Origin of the sequence: Bowdeniella massiliensis (assembly GCF_023634005.1) — a bacterium.
GTDB lineage: Bacteria > Actinomycetota > Actinomycetes > Actinomycetales > Actinomycetaceae > Bowdeniella > Bowdeniella massiliensis.
Window position 1 is genome coordinate 15,312 of the sequence record NZ_JALIQR010000003.1, and the last position, 12,776, is coordinate 28,087.

General features: G+C 64.0%; 24 protein-coding genes. All 24 read left to right on the forward strand.

The window, feature by feature from the left end; translation table 11 throughout:
• The first annotated feature begins 1 nt into the window (after nt 1).
• The 24 genes from rpsJ (at nt 2) to map (ending at nt 12,727) form a co-directional block, all read left to right on the forward strand.
• Nucleotides 2–310 (forward strand): 30S ribosomal protein S10, encoded by a 309-nt coding sequence (gene rpsJ / locus MUN85_RS02305; protein ID WP_092562810.1) that lies wholly within the window; start codon nt 2–4, stop codon nt 308–310.
• A gap of 10 nt (nt 311–320) precedes the next feature.
• On the forward strand, nt 321–989 hold the full coding sequence (gene rplC, locus MUN85_RS02310) for a 50S ribosomal protein L3 (protein WP_250505219.1): 669 nt from the start codon (nt 321–323) through the stop codon (nt 987–989).
• A 2-nt stretch (nt 990–991) separates the two neighbouring features.
• On the forward strand, nt 992–1,648 hold the full coding sequence (rplD, locus tag MUN85_RS02315) for a 50S ribosomal protein L4 (RefSeq protein ID WP_092562816.1): 657 nt from the start codon (nt 992–994) through the stop codon (nt 1,646–1,648).
• A complete protein-coding gene (gene rplW / locus MUN85_RS02320; protein WP_092562819.1) occupies nt 1,645–1,950 on the forward strand; it encodes a 50S ribosomal protein L23 in 306 nt (101 codons plus the stop codon). Before rplD ends, rplW begins: the two co-directional genes overlap by 4 nt.
• Nucleotides 1,950–2,786, forward strand: coding sequence for a 50S ribosomal protein L2 (gene rplB / locus MUN85_RS02325; protein WP_250505220.1), 837 nt, complete (start codon nt 1,950–1,952; stop codon nt 2,784–2,786). Before rplW ends, rplB begins: the two co-directional genes overlap by 1 nt.
• 12 nt (nt 2,787–2,798) lie before the next feature.
• Entirely contained in the window at nt 2,799–3,080 is a 282-nt protein-coding gene (rpsS, locus tag MUN85_RS02330) for a 30S ribosomal protein S19 (protein ID WP_073715479.1), read from the forward strand.
• A gap of 50 nt (nt 3,081–3,130) precedes the next feature.
• The gene (gene rplV, locus MUN85_RS02335) at nt 3,131–3,493 is read left to right on the forward strand and encodes a 50S ribosomal protein L22 (protein WP_250505357.1); all 363 of its coding nucleotides are present in this window, start codon (nt 3,131–3,133) and stop codon (nt 3,491–3,493) included.
• On the forward strand, nt 3,493–4,311 hold the full coding sequence (gene rpsC / locus MUN85_RS02340) for a 30S ribosomal protein S3 (RefSeq protein WP_092562828.1): 819 nt from the start codon (nt 3,493–3,495) through the stop codon (nt 4,309–4,311). Before rplV ends, rpsC begins: the two co-directional genes overlap by 1 nt.
• A 3-nt stretch (nt 4,312–4,314) precedes the next feature.
• Nucleotides 4,315–4,734, forward strand: a complete 420-nt coding sequence (gene rplP / locus MUN85_RS02345; protein ID WP_092562831.1) for a 50S ribosomal protein L16 — start codon at nt 4,315–4,317, stop codon at nt 4,732–4,734.
• Nucleotides 4,734–4,970, forward strand: coding sequence for a 50S ribosomal protein L29 (gene rpmC / locus MUN85_RS02350; protein ID WP_073715475.1), 237 nt, complete (start codon nt 4,734–4,736; stop codon nt 4,968–4,970). Before rplP ends, rpmC begins: the two co-directional genes overlap by 1 nt.
• Before the next feature lie 16 nt (nt 4,971–4,986).
• Nucleotides 4,987–5,274 (forward strand): 30S ribosomal protein S17, encoded by a 288-nt coding sequence (gene rpsQ / locus MUN85_RS02355; protein ID WP_250505221.1) that lies wholly within the window; start codon nt 4,987–4,989, stop codon nt 5,272–5,274.
• A gap of 349 nt (nt 5,275–5,623) precedes the next feature.
• Nucleotides 5,624–5,992 (forward strand): 50S ribosomal protein L14, encoded by a 369-nt coding sequence (rplN, locus tag MUN85_RS02360; protein ID WP_092562837.1) that lies wholly within the window; start codon nt 5,624–5,626, stop codon nt 5,990–5,992.
• The gene (gene rplX / locus MUN85_RS02365) at nt 5,993–6,334 is read left to right on the forward strand and encodes a 50S ribosomal protein L24 (protein ID WP_092562840.1); all 342 of its coding nucleotides are present in this window, start codon (nt 5,993–5,995) and stop codon (nt 6,332–6,334) included. It begins immediately after the preceding gene.
• Entirely contained in the window at nt 6,334–6,894 is a 561-nt protein-coding gene (gene rplE, locus MUN85_RS02370) for a 50S ribosomal protein L5 (RefSeq protein ID WP_250505222.1), read from the forward strand. The genes rplX and rplE overlap by 1 nt, the downstream gene beginning before the upstream one ends.
• 3 nt (nt 6,895–6,897) lie before the next feature.
• Nucleotides 6,898–7,083 (forward strand): type Z 30S ribosomal protein S14, encoded by a 186-nt coding sequence (locus MUN85_RS02375; protein WP_073715467.1) that lies wholly within the window; start codon nt 6,898–6,900, stop codon nt 7,081–7,083.
• A gap of 61 nt (nt 7,084–7,144) precedes the next feature.
• Complete coding sequence (gene rpsH / locus MUN85_RS02380) at nt 7,145–7,543, forward strand: 30S ribosomal protein S8 (RefSeq protein WP_250505223.1); 399 nt, start codon at nt 7,145–7,147, stop codon at nt 7,541–7,543.
• A 22-nt stretch (nt 7,544–7,565) separates the two neighbouring features.
• On the forward strand, nt 7,566–8,105 hold the full coding sequence (gene rplF, locus MUN85_RS02385) for a 50S ribosomal protein L6 (RefSeq protein WP_250505224.1): 540 nt from the start codon (nt 7,566–7,568) through the stop codon (nt 8,103–8,105).
• Between the two features lie 3 nt (nt 8,106–8,108).
• A complete protein-coding gene (gene rplR, locus MUN85_RS02390) occupies nt 8,109–8,480 on the forward strand; it encodes a 50S ribosomal protein L18 (RefSeq protein WP_092562852.1) in 372 nt (123 codons plus the stop codon).
• A gap of 32 nt (nt 8,481–8,512) precedes the next feature.
• The gene (gene rpsE, locus MUN85_RS02395; protein ID WP_092562855.1) at nt 8,513–9,193 is read left to right on the forward strand and encodes a 30S ribosomal protein S5; all 681 of its coding nucleotides are present in this window, start codon (nt 8,513–8,515) and stop codon (nt 9,191–9,193) included.
• Nucleotides 9,193–9,375 (forward strand): 50S ribosomal protein L30, encoded by a 183-nt coding sequence (gene rpmD, locus MUN85_RS02400; protein ID WP_092562858.1) that lies wholly within the window; start codon nt 9,193–9,195, stop codon nt 9,373–9,375. The genes rpsE and rpmD overlap by 1 nt, the downstream gene beginning before the upstream one ends.
• A 2-nt stretch (nt 9,376–9,377) precedes the next feature.
• Nucleotides 9,378–9,833 (forward strand): 50S ribosomal protein L15, encoded by a 456-nt coding sequence (rplO, locus tag MUN85_RS02405; protein ID WP_092562861.1) that lies wholly within the window; start codon nt 9,378–9,380, stop codon nt 9,831–9,833.
• Between the two features lie 208 nt (nt 9,834–10,041).
• Nucleotides 10,042–11,328: a preprotein translocase subunit SecY gene (gene secY / locus MUN85_RS02410; RefSeq protein ID WP_250505225.1), complete on the forward strand. Its 1,287-nt coding sequence runs from the start codon at nt 10,042–10,044 to the stop codon at nt 11,326–11,328.
• A complete protein-coding gene (locus MUN85_RS02415; RefSeq protein ID WP_250505226.1) occupies nt 11,325–11,891 on the forward strand; it encodes an adenylate kinase in 567 nt (188 codons plus the stop codon). Before secY ends, MUN85_RS02415 begins: the two co-directional genes overlap by 4 nt.
• Nucleotides 11,891–12,727, forward strand: a complete 837-nt coding sequence (gene map / locus MUN85_RS02420) for a type I methionyl aminopeptidase (RefSeq protein ID WP_284500856.1) — start codon at nt 11,891–11,893, stop codon at nt 12,725–12,727. The genes MUN85_RS02415 and map overlap by 1 nt, the downstream gene beginning before the upstream one ends.
• The last annotated feature ends 49 nt before the right edge of the window (nt 12,728–12,776 follow it).

Consider the following 12,776-nt stretch of genomic DNA (forward strand, 5'->3'; position numbering starts at 1 on the left):
CATGGCGGGACAAAAGATCCGCATCCGGCTCAAGTCCTACGACCACGAGGTCATCGATAGCTCGGCACGCGAGATTGTCGACACGGTGACCCGCGCTGGTGCGACGGTCGTGGGCCCGGTGCCGCTGCCGACTGAAAAGAACGTGTTCTGCGTTATTCGGTCGCCCCACAAATACAAGGACAGCCGTGAGCACTTTGAGATGCGCACCCACAAGCGGCTGATTGACATTATCGACCCGACGCCCAAGGCCGTCGATTCGCTCATGCGTCTCGACCTGCCCGCGGACGTCAACATCGAGATCAAGCTCTGAGGAACCTGACATGACTACGATTACCCAGCCGGAAGCTGGCAAGGCCGTCAAGGCGCTTGTTGGCTCGAAGCTCGGCATGACCCAGGTCTGGGATGACGAGGCGCGCCTCGTCCCCGTCACCGTCATCAAGGTGGACACCAACGTGGTTACTCAGGTGCGCACCCTCGATGTCGATGGCTACCAGGCCGTGCAGGTTGCTGCCGGCGAAATCGATCCCCGCAAGGTGACCCAGCCGCTCAAGGGCCACTTTGCCAAGGCCGGTGTGACCCCGCGTCGCACCGTCCTCGAGATCCGCACCTCGGATGCGGACAACTACAGCGCTGGCCAGGAGATCGGCCTCGACACCTTCGCCGCTGGCGAGCTCGTCGACGTGACCGGTACCTCCCGCGGCAAGGGCTTTGCCGGTGTGATGAAGCGTCATGGCTTCGGCGGTGGCCCCGCCTCGCACGGTGCCCACAAGATTCACCGCAAGCCGGGCTCCATCGGCGGCTGCGCGACCCCGGGACGTGTGTTCCGTGGCATGCGCATGGCCGGCCGCATGGGCAACGAGCGCACCACAGTCCAGAACCTCACGATCCACGCCATCGACGAGGAGAACGGCTACGTTCTGCTCTCCGGTGCCGTTCCCGGCGTCAAGGGCGCCACGGTCGTGATCCGTAACGCCGCGAAGGGAGCCTAGTCATGACCGCCACCACGGTCGACGTTCTCGACGCAACTGGTAAGAAGACCGGCACGGCTGAACTGCCCGCCGAGATCTTCGACGTCGAAGTTAACGTTCCCCTGATTCACCAGGTCGTCGTTGCGCAGCAGGCCGCTCGTCGTGCCGGCACCGCCGCGACCAAGACCCGCGCCGCCGTTTCCGGCGGTGGCCGCAAGCCGTGGCGCCAGAAGGGCACCGGCCGCGCGCGCCAGGGTTCCATCCGCGCTCCGCAGTGGGCCGGTGGCGGCGTCGTTCACGGCCCGCAGCCGCGTTCCTACGCCCAGCGCACCCCGAAGAAGATGAAGGCCGCCGCGCTGCGTGGCGCCCTGTCGGATCGCGCCCGTCACGGTCGCGTCTTCGTCATCTCCTCGTTCCTCGACGGTGACACCCCGTCGACCAAAAAGGCCCTGGCCGCCCTCAAGGGCGTCAGCACCGGCCGCACGGCGCTCGTCGTCGTGACGCGTGAAGACGAGCTGACCCAGCTCTCGCTGCGCAACGTGCCGACCGTCCACCTTCTCTGGCCGGACCAGCTGAACACCTACGACGTCCTCGTTCGCGATGACGTGGTGTTCACCTCCGATGCGCTCGACGCATTCCTCGCCGGCCGCGAAGCGGACGCGAAGGAGGAAACCAAGTGAGCATCGAGCCGTCGAAGAACCCGCGGGACATCATTTTCGCTCCCGTCGTTTCCGAAAAGAGCTACAACCTGATCGACGAGGGTAAGTACACGTTCATCGTGGACCCCCGCTCGAACAAGACCGAGATCAAGAACGCCATCGAGCAGATCTTTGACGTCAAGGTCGCATCGGTCAACACCATCAACCGCAAGGGTAAGACCCGCCGTACCCGCGACGGTCTTGGCAAGCGCAAGGACACCAAGCGCGCCATCGTCACGCTGCGTGAGGGCACCATCGATATCTTCGGTGAGGTGGCTATCTAATGGCTATCCGCAAGTACAAGCCGACGACCCCGGGCCGCCGCGGCGCCTCGGTCTCCGAGTTCACGGAGATCACGCGCTCGACGCCCGAAAAGTCGCTGCTGCGTCCGCTGCACAAGACCGGCGGCCGTAACTCGACGGGCCGCATCACCTCGCGTCATCGCGGTGGCGGTCACAAGCGCGCCTACCGCGTCATCGACTTCCGTCGCCATGACAAGGACGGTATCCCCGCCAAGGTCGCGCACATCGAGTACGACCCGAACCGCACCGCGAACATCGCGCTGCTGCACTACGCCGATGGCGAGAAGCGCTACATCTTGGCTCCGGCCAAGATCAAGCAGGGCGATCGCATCGAGGCCGGTCCCGCCGCGGACATCAAGCCCGGCAACAACCTGCCGCTGCGCAACATCCCGCTCGGTACCGTCGTGCACGCCATCGAGATCAAGCCCGGTGGCGGCGCCAAGATCGCTCGCTCCGCGGGCGCCGGCGTTCAGCTCGTCGCCAAGGAATCGACCTGGGCCCAGCTGCGTATGCCCTCCGGTGAAATCCGCAACGTCGACGCGCGCTGCCGCGCGACCGTCGGCGAGGTCGGCAACGCCGAACAGTCGAACATCAACTGGGGCAAGGCCGGCCGCATGCGCTGGAAGGGCAAGCGCCCGCACGTGCGTGGCGTCGCCATGAACCCGATCGACCACCCGCACGGTGGTGGCGAGGGTAAGACCTCCGGTGGCCGTCACCCGGTCAGCCCGTGGGGCCAGAAGGAAGGCCGTACCCGCCGTCCGAACAAGCCGAGCGACAAGATGATCGTGCGTCGTCGCCGGACCGGCAAGAAGCGCTGATAGGGAGACGAAATGCCACGTAGTTTGAAGAAGGGCCCCTTCGTCGACGACCATCTGCAAAAGAAGGTCGATCAGATGAACGAGGCTGGTAAGAAGAACGTCATCAAGACCTGGTCGCGTCGTTCCGTCATTACCCCGGATTTCCTGGGTCACACCTTCGCGGTGCACGACGGACGTAAGCACGTGCCGGTATTTGTCACCGAGTCGATGGTTGGCCACAAGCTCGGGGAGTTCGCGCCGACCCGCACCTACCGCGGGCACGACAAGGACGACCGTAAGGCCCGCCGCCGCTAAGCGGGGCGCGATTACATCCTCGAACCATGAACCAAGTTAGGCAGGAAGCGATGGAAGCCAAGGCGCAGGCGCGATATGTGCGCGTCACGCCCATGAAGGCACGGCGCGTCATCGACGTCGTTCGCGGCAAGGGCGCAGTGGAGGCAATCGATATCCTCCGCTTCGCACCGCAGGCGGCAGCCGGTACCGTACGCAAGGTGCTCGAAAGTGCGATTGCAAACGCTCGGGTCAAGGCCGATCAGGCCTCCGAGTCGTTCAATGAAAATGACCTCGTGGTTCTCGCGGCATATGTCGACGAGGGCCCGACGATGAAGCGGTTCCGTCCCCGCGCCAAGGGCGCGGCGGGCCGTATCAACAAGCGGACCAGCCACATCACTGTTGTTGTCGGTGCGCCAGAAGAAGGGAATCGGTAATGGGGCAAAAGGTTAACCCGACCGGGTTCCGTCTCGGAATTACGACGGACCACCGTTCGCGTTGGTTCTCCGACTCCTCCAAGGAAGGCCAGCGGTACAGCGACTACGTCCGGGAGGACGTCGCGATCCGCAACCTCCTGTCCGAGGACCTGGAGCGCGCGGGCATTGCTCGCGTGGACATCGAGCGCACCCGTGACCGCGTTCGCGTCGATCTGCACACGGCCCGCCCGGGCATCGTGATCGGTCGCCGTGGCGCCGAAGCTGACCGCCTGCGCGGCCAGCTCGAAAAGCTCACGGGCAAGCAGGTCCAGCTCAACATTCTGGAAGTTAAGAACCCCGAGATCGACGCGCAGCTCGTCGCCCAGGGAATCGCCGAGCAGCTCGCTGCTCGCGTCTCCTTCCGTCGCGCCATGCGCAAGGGCATCCAGTCCGCCCAGCGTGGCGGCGCCAAGGGTATCCGCGTGCAGTGCTCCGGCCGCCTCGGCGGTGCGGAAATGTCGCGCTCGGAGTTCTACCGCGAAGGCCGTGTGCCCCTGCACACCCTGCGCGCCAACATTGACTACGGCTTCTTTGAGGCCCGCACTACCTTCGGACGCATCGGCGTGAAGGTCTGGATCTACAAGGGCGATGTCACCGATAAGGAACTCGCTCGCGCCCAGGCCCAGGCTGCCCCGCGTGGTGGCCGTCGCGGCGAGGGCCGCCGCGGACGCCGTGGTGAAGGTGCCGGCCGCCGTGGCGCTCCGCGCCGCAGCGAAGCCCCCGAGGCTGCCGCTAACCCCGAGCAGCCTCAGGCGAGTGAAACCGGATCGGAGGCATAACTCATGCTTATCCCGCGTCGGACTAAGTTCCGTAAGCAGCACCGTCCCAAGCGGAGCGGTCGCGCCAGCGGTGGCACCGAAATCAACTTCGGTGATTACGCGATCCAGGCCCTGGAAAGTGGCTACATCACGAACCGCCAGATTGAGGCTGCTCGTATCGCCATGACCCGTCACGTCAAGCGTGGCGGCAAGGTGTGGATCAACATCTTCCCCGACCGCCCGCTGACCAAGAAGCCGGCCGAAACCCGCATGGGTTCCGGTAAGGGTTCGCCTGAGTGGTGGGTGGCCAACGTTAAGCCGGGCCGCGTCATGTTCGAGCTCGGTGGTGTTCCCGAGCAGCTCGCTCGCGAGGCCATGAGCCGCGCGCAGCACAAGCTGCCGATCAAGACCCGCTTTGTGAGCCGTGAGGGTGGTGAAGGCTAATGGCCATCGGATCCAAGGGCCTGACCCCGTCCGACCTGGACGGAATGGACAACGAGCGCCTCGCCGAAGAACTTGCGAAGGCGAAGGCCGAACTGCTGAACCTGCGGTTCGCCGCTGCGACCGGCCAGCTCGAAGACCATGGCCGCGTTAAGGCCGTGCGTCGCGATATCGCACGCATCTACACGATCGTCAACGAGCGTGAGCTGGGCATTCGCACCGCTCCCGTGAAGAAGTAAGGAAGGTCTGTAGGCAATGAGCGATAACGCTACCGCTGAGGCCGCGCCCCAGGCGCGCAACTACCGCAAGACCCGCCGTGGCTACGTGGTCAGCGACAAGATGGATAAGACCGTCGTCGTTGAACTCGAAGACCGCGTCAAGCACGCCCTGTACGGCAAGGTCGTTCGCCGCACCTCCAAGGTGAAGGCCCACGATGAGAACAACGAGTGTGGCATTGGCGACCTCGTTCGCATCATGGAGACCCGTCCACTGTCCGCCACCAAGCACTGGCGCGTCGTGGAAATCTTGGAAAAGGCTCGCTAAACCCAGCTGCTCCAAGCATGACAACGGGGCCGGCAATCAGTCCGATTGTCGGCCCCGTTGATGTGTGCGGCCGCCTCGTGTGAGCGGGGGAGTACGGCAGTGCGCAGCGGCGTGAGCGATTACACGCCTAGCCGCCGAAAAACGCTTGGATTGCGCTTGGCCAATGATCTATACTCGAACGGTTGCCTTGTGGCCACTGGACCTCCCTGCGCCTTTAATTTCGCAGATTCTTCCGGTCCGGAACGGTCACCATGCCTCGCTTTAGGGGCCGGACAAGGCAGTGCAGTAAACCGTTCGGCTAGGCTCGGGCATTTGACCGAGAACCGGCACGACGACAGGAGAACACTCAATGATCCAGCAGGAGTCGCGGCTTAAGGTCGCCGACAACACCGGTGCGAAGGAGATTCTTTGCATCCGGGTTCTCGGTGGCTCCGGCCGGCGCTATGCCGGTATCGGCGACACGATTGTCGCCACCGTCAAGGACGCCATCCCCGGCGGCAACGTGAAGAAGGGCGACGTGGTCAAGGCCGTCATCGTCCGGACCAAGAAGGAACGTCGCCGTCCCGATGGCTCATACATTCGATTCGATGAGAATGCTGCCGTCATTTTGAAAAATGATGGTGAACCGCGCGGTACGCGTATCTTCGGCCCGGTTGGCCGCGAGCTGCGTGACCGTCGTTTCATGCGCATCATCTCGCTCGCCCCGGAGGTGCTCTAAATGGCAAAGGTGAAGAAGGGCGACCAGGTCGTCGTCATCGCCGGTCGCGATAAGGGCAAGACCGGACGCGTGCTCAAGGTTCTGACCGAGACCAACCGCGTGGTGGTCGAGGGCGTTCAGCGCGTTAAGAAGCACACCAAGGTTGGCCAGTCCACCCGTGGCGCCCGCACCGGTGGTATTGAAACCATCGAAGCGCCGATCCACATCTCCAACGTGATGGTCGTGGATCCGGAAACCAAGAAGGGAACTCGCGTGGGCTACCGCGTCGAGACCGTCGAGCGCAACGGCCGGACCAAGACCCAGCGCGTGCGCATCGCTAAGCGTTCGGGTAAGGAGCTGTAATGAGCGAAACCAAGACTCAGCCCCGTTTGAAGGTGCGTTACCGCGACGAGGTCATCAACGGCCTGCGCGAGGAATTCAACCACCCCAACATCAACGAGGTCGCTAAGCCCGTCAAGATTGTTGTCAACATGGGTGTGGGAGACGCGGCTCGCGACTCCAAGCTCATCGACGGCGCGATCAACGACCTCACGCTGATCACCGGCCAGAAGCCGCAGGTGACCAAGGCCCGCAAGTCCATCGCCCAGTTCAAGCTGCGCGAAGGTATGCCGATCGGTGCGCACGTCACGCTGCGCGGCGACCGCATGTGGGAGTTCCTGGACCGCCTCCTGTCGCTGGCCCTGCCCCGCATTCGTGACTTCCGTGGTCTGTCGCCCAAGCAGTTCGACGGCAACGGAAACTACACCTTCGGCCTCACGGAACAGTCCATGTTCCACGAGATCGACCAGGACAAGATTGACCGCGTGCGCGGCATGGACATCACCATCGTGACGTCCGCCAAGACTGACGACGAAGGTCGCTCGCTGCTGCGCCGCCTCGGCTTCCCGTTTAAGGAGAACTGACAGATGGCGAAGACCTCCCTGAAAGTCAAGGCCTCCCGCAAGCCGAAGTTCGGCGTGCGAGGCTACACCCGGTGCCAGAAGTGCGGTCGTCCGCGCTCGGTGTACCGCAAGTTCGGCCTGTGCCGTATCTGCCTGCGTGAGATGGCCCTTGCTGGCCAGCTCCCCGGCGTGACGAAGAGCAGCTGGTAACCACTACGTTGTAGGTCCCCACTAGGGAAACCGCGACGAGGAAGGGCGAAGGCCCAACAACATGACTATGACAGATCCCATCGCAGACATGCTCACGCGTCTGCGTAACGCCAACTCGGCGTACCACGAGACGGTGTCGATGCCGTACTCGAAACTGAAGGCGAACATCGCCGAAATCCTGAAGGCCGAAGGCTACATCGCGGACTGGTCCGCGGAGGACGCCGAGGTGGGCAAGAAGCTCACCCTCGAGCTGAAGTACGGCACCGACCGCAAGCGCGCCCTCGTCGGCGTCAAGCGCGTGTCGAAGCCGGGCCTGCGGGTCTACGCCAAGTCCACCAAGCTCCCCAAGGTGCTCGGCGGACTGGGTGTCGCTATTTTGTCCACGTCCTCCGGTCTGCTGACGGACCGCGAGGCCGAATCTAAGGGTGTAGGCGGGGAAGTCCTCGCGTACATCTGGTAAGAACCGGAAAGGAGAACGCACAATGTCACGTATCGGCAAGATTCCCGTTCCGGTTCCCTCCGGCGTGGACGTCTCGATCGATGGCAACGTCGTGACCGTCAAGGGCCCCAAGGGCACCCTGACCCACAACGTTCCCGCTCCGATCACCGTGGACCGCGACGAGGACGGCGCCATTGCGGTGACCCGTCCCAACGACGAGCGCGAATCGCGTTCGCTGCACGGCCTGACCCGCACCCTCATCGCCAACATGGTCGAGGGTGTCACGAAGGGCTACGAGAAGAAGCTGGAGATCGTCGGTACCGGTTACCGCGTCACCGCCAAGGGCCAGAACCTCGAGTTCGCGCTCGGCTTCTCACACCCCATCTCGGTCACCGCCCCCGAAGGCATCACCTTCGTGGTGGAAAGCCCGACCAAGTTCTCGGTCTCGGGTATTTCCAAGCAGCTCGTCGGTGAAACCGCGGCCTCCATTCGTAAGCTGCGCAAGCCTGAGCCCTACAAGGGCAAGGGTGTGCGTTACGCCGGCGAGCAGGTTCGCCGCAAGGCAGGAAAGGCTGGTAAGTAACCCATGTCCGTTAGCGTTAAGGGCAAGGGCAAGGCGATCGCCCGGAAGCGCCGCCACCAGCGCGTGCGCAAGCACATTGCCGGCACCGCGCAGCGTCCCCGCCTCATCGTCAAGCGCAGCGCGCGCCACATGGTGGCCACGCTCGTCGATGACGTTGCGGGTCACACCCTGGCGTCGGCTTCCACGATGGAAGTCGATCTGCGTCAGGCCGAAGGTTCCAAGGTCGATAAGGCACGCAAGGTGGGCGAACTGCTCGGCGAGCGCGCTAAGGCAGCGGGTATCGAGTCCGCCGTCTTCGACCGGGGCGGAAACAAGTACCACGGCCGCGTGGCCGCCGTCGCTGACGGTGCCCGCGAAGCCGGCTTGGCCCTGTAACCAGCGAGAACGAAGAGAGCAGGAGTAAATCCATGGCTGCACCGCAGCGAAATCGGACCGGCTCGGGTTCCGCCGAACAGGGACGCGAGCGTAACGAAGGCCGCCGGGGCCGCGACGAACAGCGTCGCGACAACCGCCGTGGCGGCGATGACAAGAACCAGTTCGTCGAGCGTGTTGTCACCATCAACCGCGTCGCGAAGGTTGTGAAGGGTGGCCGTCGCTTCTCCTTCACCGCCCTCGTGGTCGTCGGTGACGGCGATGGCACGGTTGGCGTCGGCTACGGCAAGGCGAAGGAAGTTCCCGCCGCCATTGCCAAGGGCGTGGAAGAGGCGAAGAAGAACTTCTTCCGCATCCCGCGCATTGCCAAGACGATCCCGCACACTGTGCAGGGTGAAGACGCTGCAGGTGTTGTCCTGCTGCGTCCGGCCGCTCCCGGTACCGGTGTTATCGCCGGCGGCCCGGTGCGCGCCGTCCTGGAATGCGCTGGCATCCACGACATCCTCACCAAGTCGCTGGGATCGCAGAATGCGCTGAACATCGTGCGAGCCACGGTTGCCGCGCTCAAGCAGCTCGAGCAGCCCGAAGCGGTTGCGGCTCGCCGCGGCCTGCCGCTGGACCGCGTCGCGCCCTCCGCGCTGCTGCGCCACCGCGCCGAAGGTGAAGCTCGTGCCAAGGCCGAGGCCGAAGCCGAATCCGCCGAGGCAGGTGCGTAATGGCAAATCTGAAGATCACCCAGAAGAAGTCCACCATTGGCGGACTTCGCAACCAGCGTGAGACGCTGCGCGCCCTCGGGCTGCGCAAGATCGGTCAGAGCGTCGTCCGTCCGGACAGTCCCGCGATTCGCGGGCAGATCCGCGTGGTCGACCACCTGGTCGCTGTCGAGGAGGTTGAGTGAGCATGGCTGAAGAGTCGACGCCACTGAAGATTCACGATCTTCGTCCTGCCCCCGGCGCCAAGAAGGCCAAGACCCGCGTGGGTCGAGGCGAAGGCTCCAAGGGTAAGACCGCTGGTCGTGGTACCAAGGGCACCAAGGCCCGCTACCAGGTCCCTGCCGGGTTCGAAGGCGGCCAGATGCCGCTGCACATGCGGCTGCCCAAGCTGCGTGGGTTCAAGAACCCGAACAAGGTGACCTACCAGGTCGTGAACCTGACGAAGCTCGCCGAGCTCTTCCCGAAGGGCGGGGACGTGACCGTCGCCGACCTCGTGGACAAGGGCGCGGTTCGCGCAAAGCAGCCCGTGAAGATTTTGGGCACGGGAGAAATCTCCGTGGCCGTCAACGTCACCGCTGATGCGTGGTCGGGCTCCGCCAAGGAGAAGATCGAGGCCGCGGGCGGCTCCATTACGGGGGCCTAACGCGGTCGGCACACCGAGTTTTCGGTGCTGCCACCCACCTGTGGAACGCCCCCGTGCCTCAGCGAGGCGCGGGGGCATTTCCGCAGATGCGAGTTTAGCTCGTACACTCTAAAGAGATTGACCCTCGAGTCGGACCCCGACTCTCCAGTTGGCCGTGCACCGGGCGAAGAGAACGGTGTCGCAGGCGGCCAACGCACTGGGAGGAATTTTGCTCGCTGCATTCGCTCAGGCGTTTAAAACCCCTGACCTGCGTCGGAAGCTGCTGTTTACGCTCGCCATCATGGCCATCTACCGGTTCGGCTCGTTCGTGCCCGCGCCGGGAGTTGACTACGGGAACGTGCAACAGTGCGTGGCCGGCGCCGAAAGCACCTTCCTTGGCATGATGAACCTCTTTTCCGGAGGCGGCCTACTTCAGCTCTCGGTCTTCGCCCTCGGCATCATGCCGTACATTACGGCGTCGATTATCGTGCAGCTCATGCGGGTCGTCATTCCGCGGTTCGAGGATCTGCACAAGGAAGGTCACGCGGGCCAGGCGAAGCTCACCCAGTACACGCGTTACCTGACGATCTTCCTCGGTGTCTTGCAGTCCACCGTCATGGTCACGACGGCGGCCAACGGCCTGCTCTTCCAGGGCTGCCCGGTCAGCCCGATCCCGAACGCGGGACCCGGCACCCTGCTGCTGACGATCCTGACGATGACCGCCGGTACCGGCCTGATCATGTGGCTCGGCGAGCTCATCACCGAAAAGGGCATCGGCAACGGCATGTCGCTGCTGATCTTCACCTCGATCGCCGCGAGCTTCCCGACGGGCCTTGGCCGCGTCTTCGGTCTCGAGTCCGGCCTCGTCAAGCTACTCATCATCATCGCGGTGATCCTCCTGATCACGCTGGCCGTCGTCTTCGTCGAGCAGTGCCAGCGTCGCATCCCGGTCCAGTACGCCAAGCGCATGGTGGGCCGCCGCCTGTACGGCGGCTCCTCGACCTACATCCCGATGAAGATCAACCTCGCGGGCGTTATCCCCGTGATCTTCGCGTCCTCGATCATGCACCTGCCGATCATGATCGCCGAGTTCAATCGGACCGCTGATTGGTCTCTCGCGCTGCAGCAGTGGTTCGCGCCCTCGCACCCGATGCGCCTGGCCGTCTACACCCTGCTCATCCTCTTCTTCGCGTTCTTCTACACCGCGATTACGTTCAACCCGCAGGAAGTCGCCGACAACATGAAGCGCTACGGCGGCTTCATCCCCGGCATCCGCGCTGGCAAGCCCACCGCCGACTACCTCAACTACGTGATGACGCGTATTACGGCACCCGGCGCTCTCTACCTCGCTGTCGTCGCCCTCGTCCCCGAGATCCTGTTTGCGGTCATGGGATTGGACGGCGCCATGCCATGGGGCGGCACATCGATCATGATTATGGTCGGTGTCGCACTGCAGACTGTTAAGGACATCGATTCACAACTGCAACAGCGTCACTACGAAGGATTCTTGTCATGAGCGCGCGATTAGTGTTGTTTGGTGCCCCCGGAGCTGGCAAAGGCACGCAAGCGGAGCGCCTGGCCTCCCACCTGGGAGTCCCGACGATTTCCACCGGCGAGCTCTTCCGCTCGCACATCTCGGAAGGCTCCGAGCTCGGCCACCTCGCCGGCTCCTACATCGCGCGCGGCGAGCTCGTGCCCGATTCAGTCACCGTCGAGATGCTGAAGGAACGCCTCGCTGCCAAGGACACCGGTAACGGTTTCCTCCTCGACGGCTTCCCGCGCAACCCCGCACAGGTCGAACTGCTCGACGAGCTGCTCGGCGATCAGGGCCTGGATGGCGTCATCGAGATCACCGTCGATGAGGACGCGGTTGTTGAGCGGCTGCTTAAGCGCGGCATCGACCAGGGCCGCACGGATGACACCGAAGAGGTCATTCGCACCCGGTTGAACATCTACCGCGACACGACCGCCCCTGTTGCCGACATCTACCGGGAGCGTGGCCTGCTGGTCTCCGTGGACGGCATGGGCGGAGTCGACGAGGTCACCGCACGCATCCTTGCGGCCGTTGACGCCCTGTGATGTTCGGACCTAAACCGGAAATCAAGACGCGCGCCCAACTCGCCGTGATGGCTGAGGCGGGCGCGATCGTCTATGACATGCTCACCGCCGTCGAAGCGGCCGCCGAGGTCGGAATCACGACGGGCGAGCTTGATGCGATCGCCGAACGGGTCTGCCGCGAGGCCGGCGCAAAGCCGAACTTCCTTGGCTACCACGGCTATCCCGCAACGGTCTGCCTATCGGTCAACGAGGAGATCGTTCACGGCATCCCGGGCGAGCGCGTACTGCGCGATGGCGATGTCGTCTCCGTTGACGGCGGCTGCAGTGTCGCCGGACCCTCGGGACGCCGCTGGCATGGCGATTCCGCCCGCACCTTCATCGTCGGAACGCCTCGTCCGGAGGATCTCAAGCTTTCGGAGATCACCCGGGAAGCCATGTGGCAGGGGATTGCCGCCCTCGCGGGCGCCAAATCCCTAAACGTTGTCGGCAAGGCTGTCCAGCGCGTGGTGGAAGACAACCCCGTCGACGGGCGTGAACTTGGCATCGTGCGCGAATACGTGGGACATGGCATTGGTTCCGCGATGCACCAGCCGCCCGACGTCGTGAACTATGCGAGTCCGAAGGGTCCCAAGATCAAGTCCGGCATGGCGGTGTGCGTCGAGCCGATGCTCGTGCTTGGCAGCCCCGATAACGAAACGCTCGACGATGACTGGACCGTCGTGACCCTCGATGGTTCACGCGCCTCGCACTGGGAGCACGCCGTCGCACTCGTAGATGGGGGAGTGCGCGTCTTGACGCTGCCCGATGGTGGCGCGGCCGACCTAGCGCGCTACGGCGTTACCCCGATCGAGCTGTAGCGCCCAGGTGGCGCGCTTCACGTCGGCGAAGAGTTTCTTTCGCGCTCTA

Excerpts from the sequence above, each read along its gene's own strand:
- rpsJ (WP_092562810.1), top strand. The coding sequence starts at position 2 with ATGGCGGGACAAAAGATCCGCATCCGGCTCAAGTCCTACGACCACGAG.
- rplC (WP_250505219.1), top strand. The coding sequence starts at position 321 with ATGACTACGATTACCCAGCCGGAAGCTGGCAAGGCCGTCAAGGCGCTT.
- rplD (WP_092562816.1), top strand. The coding sequence starts at position 992 with ATGACCGCCACCACGGTCGACGTTCTCGACGCAACTGGTAAGAAGACC.
- rplB (WP_250505220.1), top strand. The coding sequence starts at position 1,950 with ATGGCTATCCGCAAGTACAAGCCGACGACCCCGGGCCGCCGCGGCGCC.
- rpsS (WP_073715479.1), top strand. The coding sequence starts at position 2,799 with ATGCCACGTAGTTTGAAGAAGGGCCCCTTCGTCGACGACCATCTGCAA.
- rplV (WP_250505357.1), top strand. The coding sequence starts at position 3,131 with ATGGAAGCCAAGGCGCAGGCGCGATATGTGCGCGTCACGCCCATGAAG.
- rpsC (WP_092562828.1), top strand. The coding sequence starts at position 3,493 with ATGGGGCAAAAGGTTAACCCGACCGGGTTCCGTCTCGGAATTACGACG.
- rplP (WP_092562831.1), top strand. The coding sequence starts at position 4,315 with ATGCTTATCCCGCGTCGGACTAAGTTCCGTAAGCAGCACCGTCCCAAG.
- rpmC (WP_073715475.1), top strand. The coding sequence starts at position 4,734 with ATGGCCATCGGATCCAAGGGCCTGACCCCGTCCGACCTGGACGGAATG.
- rpsQ (WP_250505221.1), top strand. The coding sequence starts at position 4,987 with ATGAGCGATAACGCTACCGCTGAGGCCGCGCCCCAGGCGCGCAACTAC.
- rplN (WP_092562837.1), top strand. The coding sequence starts at position 5,624 with ATGATCCAGCAGGAGTCGCGGCTTAAGGTCGCCGACAACACCGGTGCG.
- rplX (WP_092562840.1), top strand. The coding sequence starts at position 5,993 with ATGGCAAAGGTGAAGAAGGGCGACCAGGTCGTCGTCATCGCCGGTCGC.
- rplE (WP_250505222.1), top strand. The coding sequence starts at position 6,334 with ATGAGCGAAACCAAGACTCAGCCCCGTTTGAAGGTGCGTTACCGCGAC.
- MUN85_RS02375 (WP_073715467.1), top strand. The coding sequence starts at position 6,898 with ATGGCGAAGACCTCCCTGAAAGTCAAGGCCTCCCGCAAGCCGAAGTTC.
- rpsH (WP_250505223.1), top strand. The coding sequence starts at position 7,145 with ATGACTATGACAGATCCCATCGCAGACATGCTCACGCGTCTGCGTAAC.
- rplF (WP_250505224.1), top strand. The coding sequence starts at position 7,566 with ATGTCACGTATCGGCAAGATTCCCGTTCCGGTTCCCTCCGGCGTGGAC.
- rplR (WP_092562852.1), top strand. The coding sequence starts at position 8,109 with ATGTCCGTTAGCGTTAAGGGCAAGGGCAAGGCGATCGCCCGGAAGCGC.
- rpsE (WP_092562855.1), top strand. The coding sequence starts at position 8,513 with ATGGCTGCACCGCAGCGAAATCGGACCGGCTCGGGTTCCGCCGAACAG.
- rpmD (WP_092562858.1), top strand. The coding sequence starts at position 9,193 with ATGGCAAATCTGAAGATCACCCAGAAGAAGTCCACCATTGGCGGACTT.
- rplO (WP_092562861.1), top strand. The coding sequence starts at position 9,378 with ATGGCTGAAGAGTCGACGCCACTGAAGATTCACGATCTTCGTCCTGCC.
- MUN85_RS02415 (WP_250505226.1), top strand. The coding sequence starts at position 11,325 with ATGAGCGCGCGATTAGTGTTGTTTGGTGCCCCCGGAGCTGGCAAAGGC.
- map (WP_284500856.1), top strand. The coding sequence starts at position 11,891 with ATGTTCGGACCTAAACCGGAAATCAAGACGCGCGCCCAACTCGCCGTG.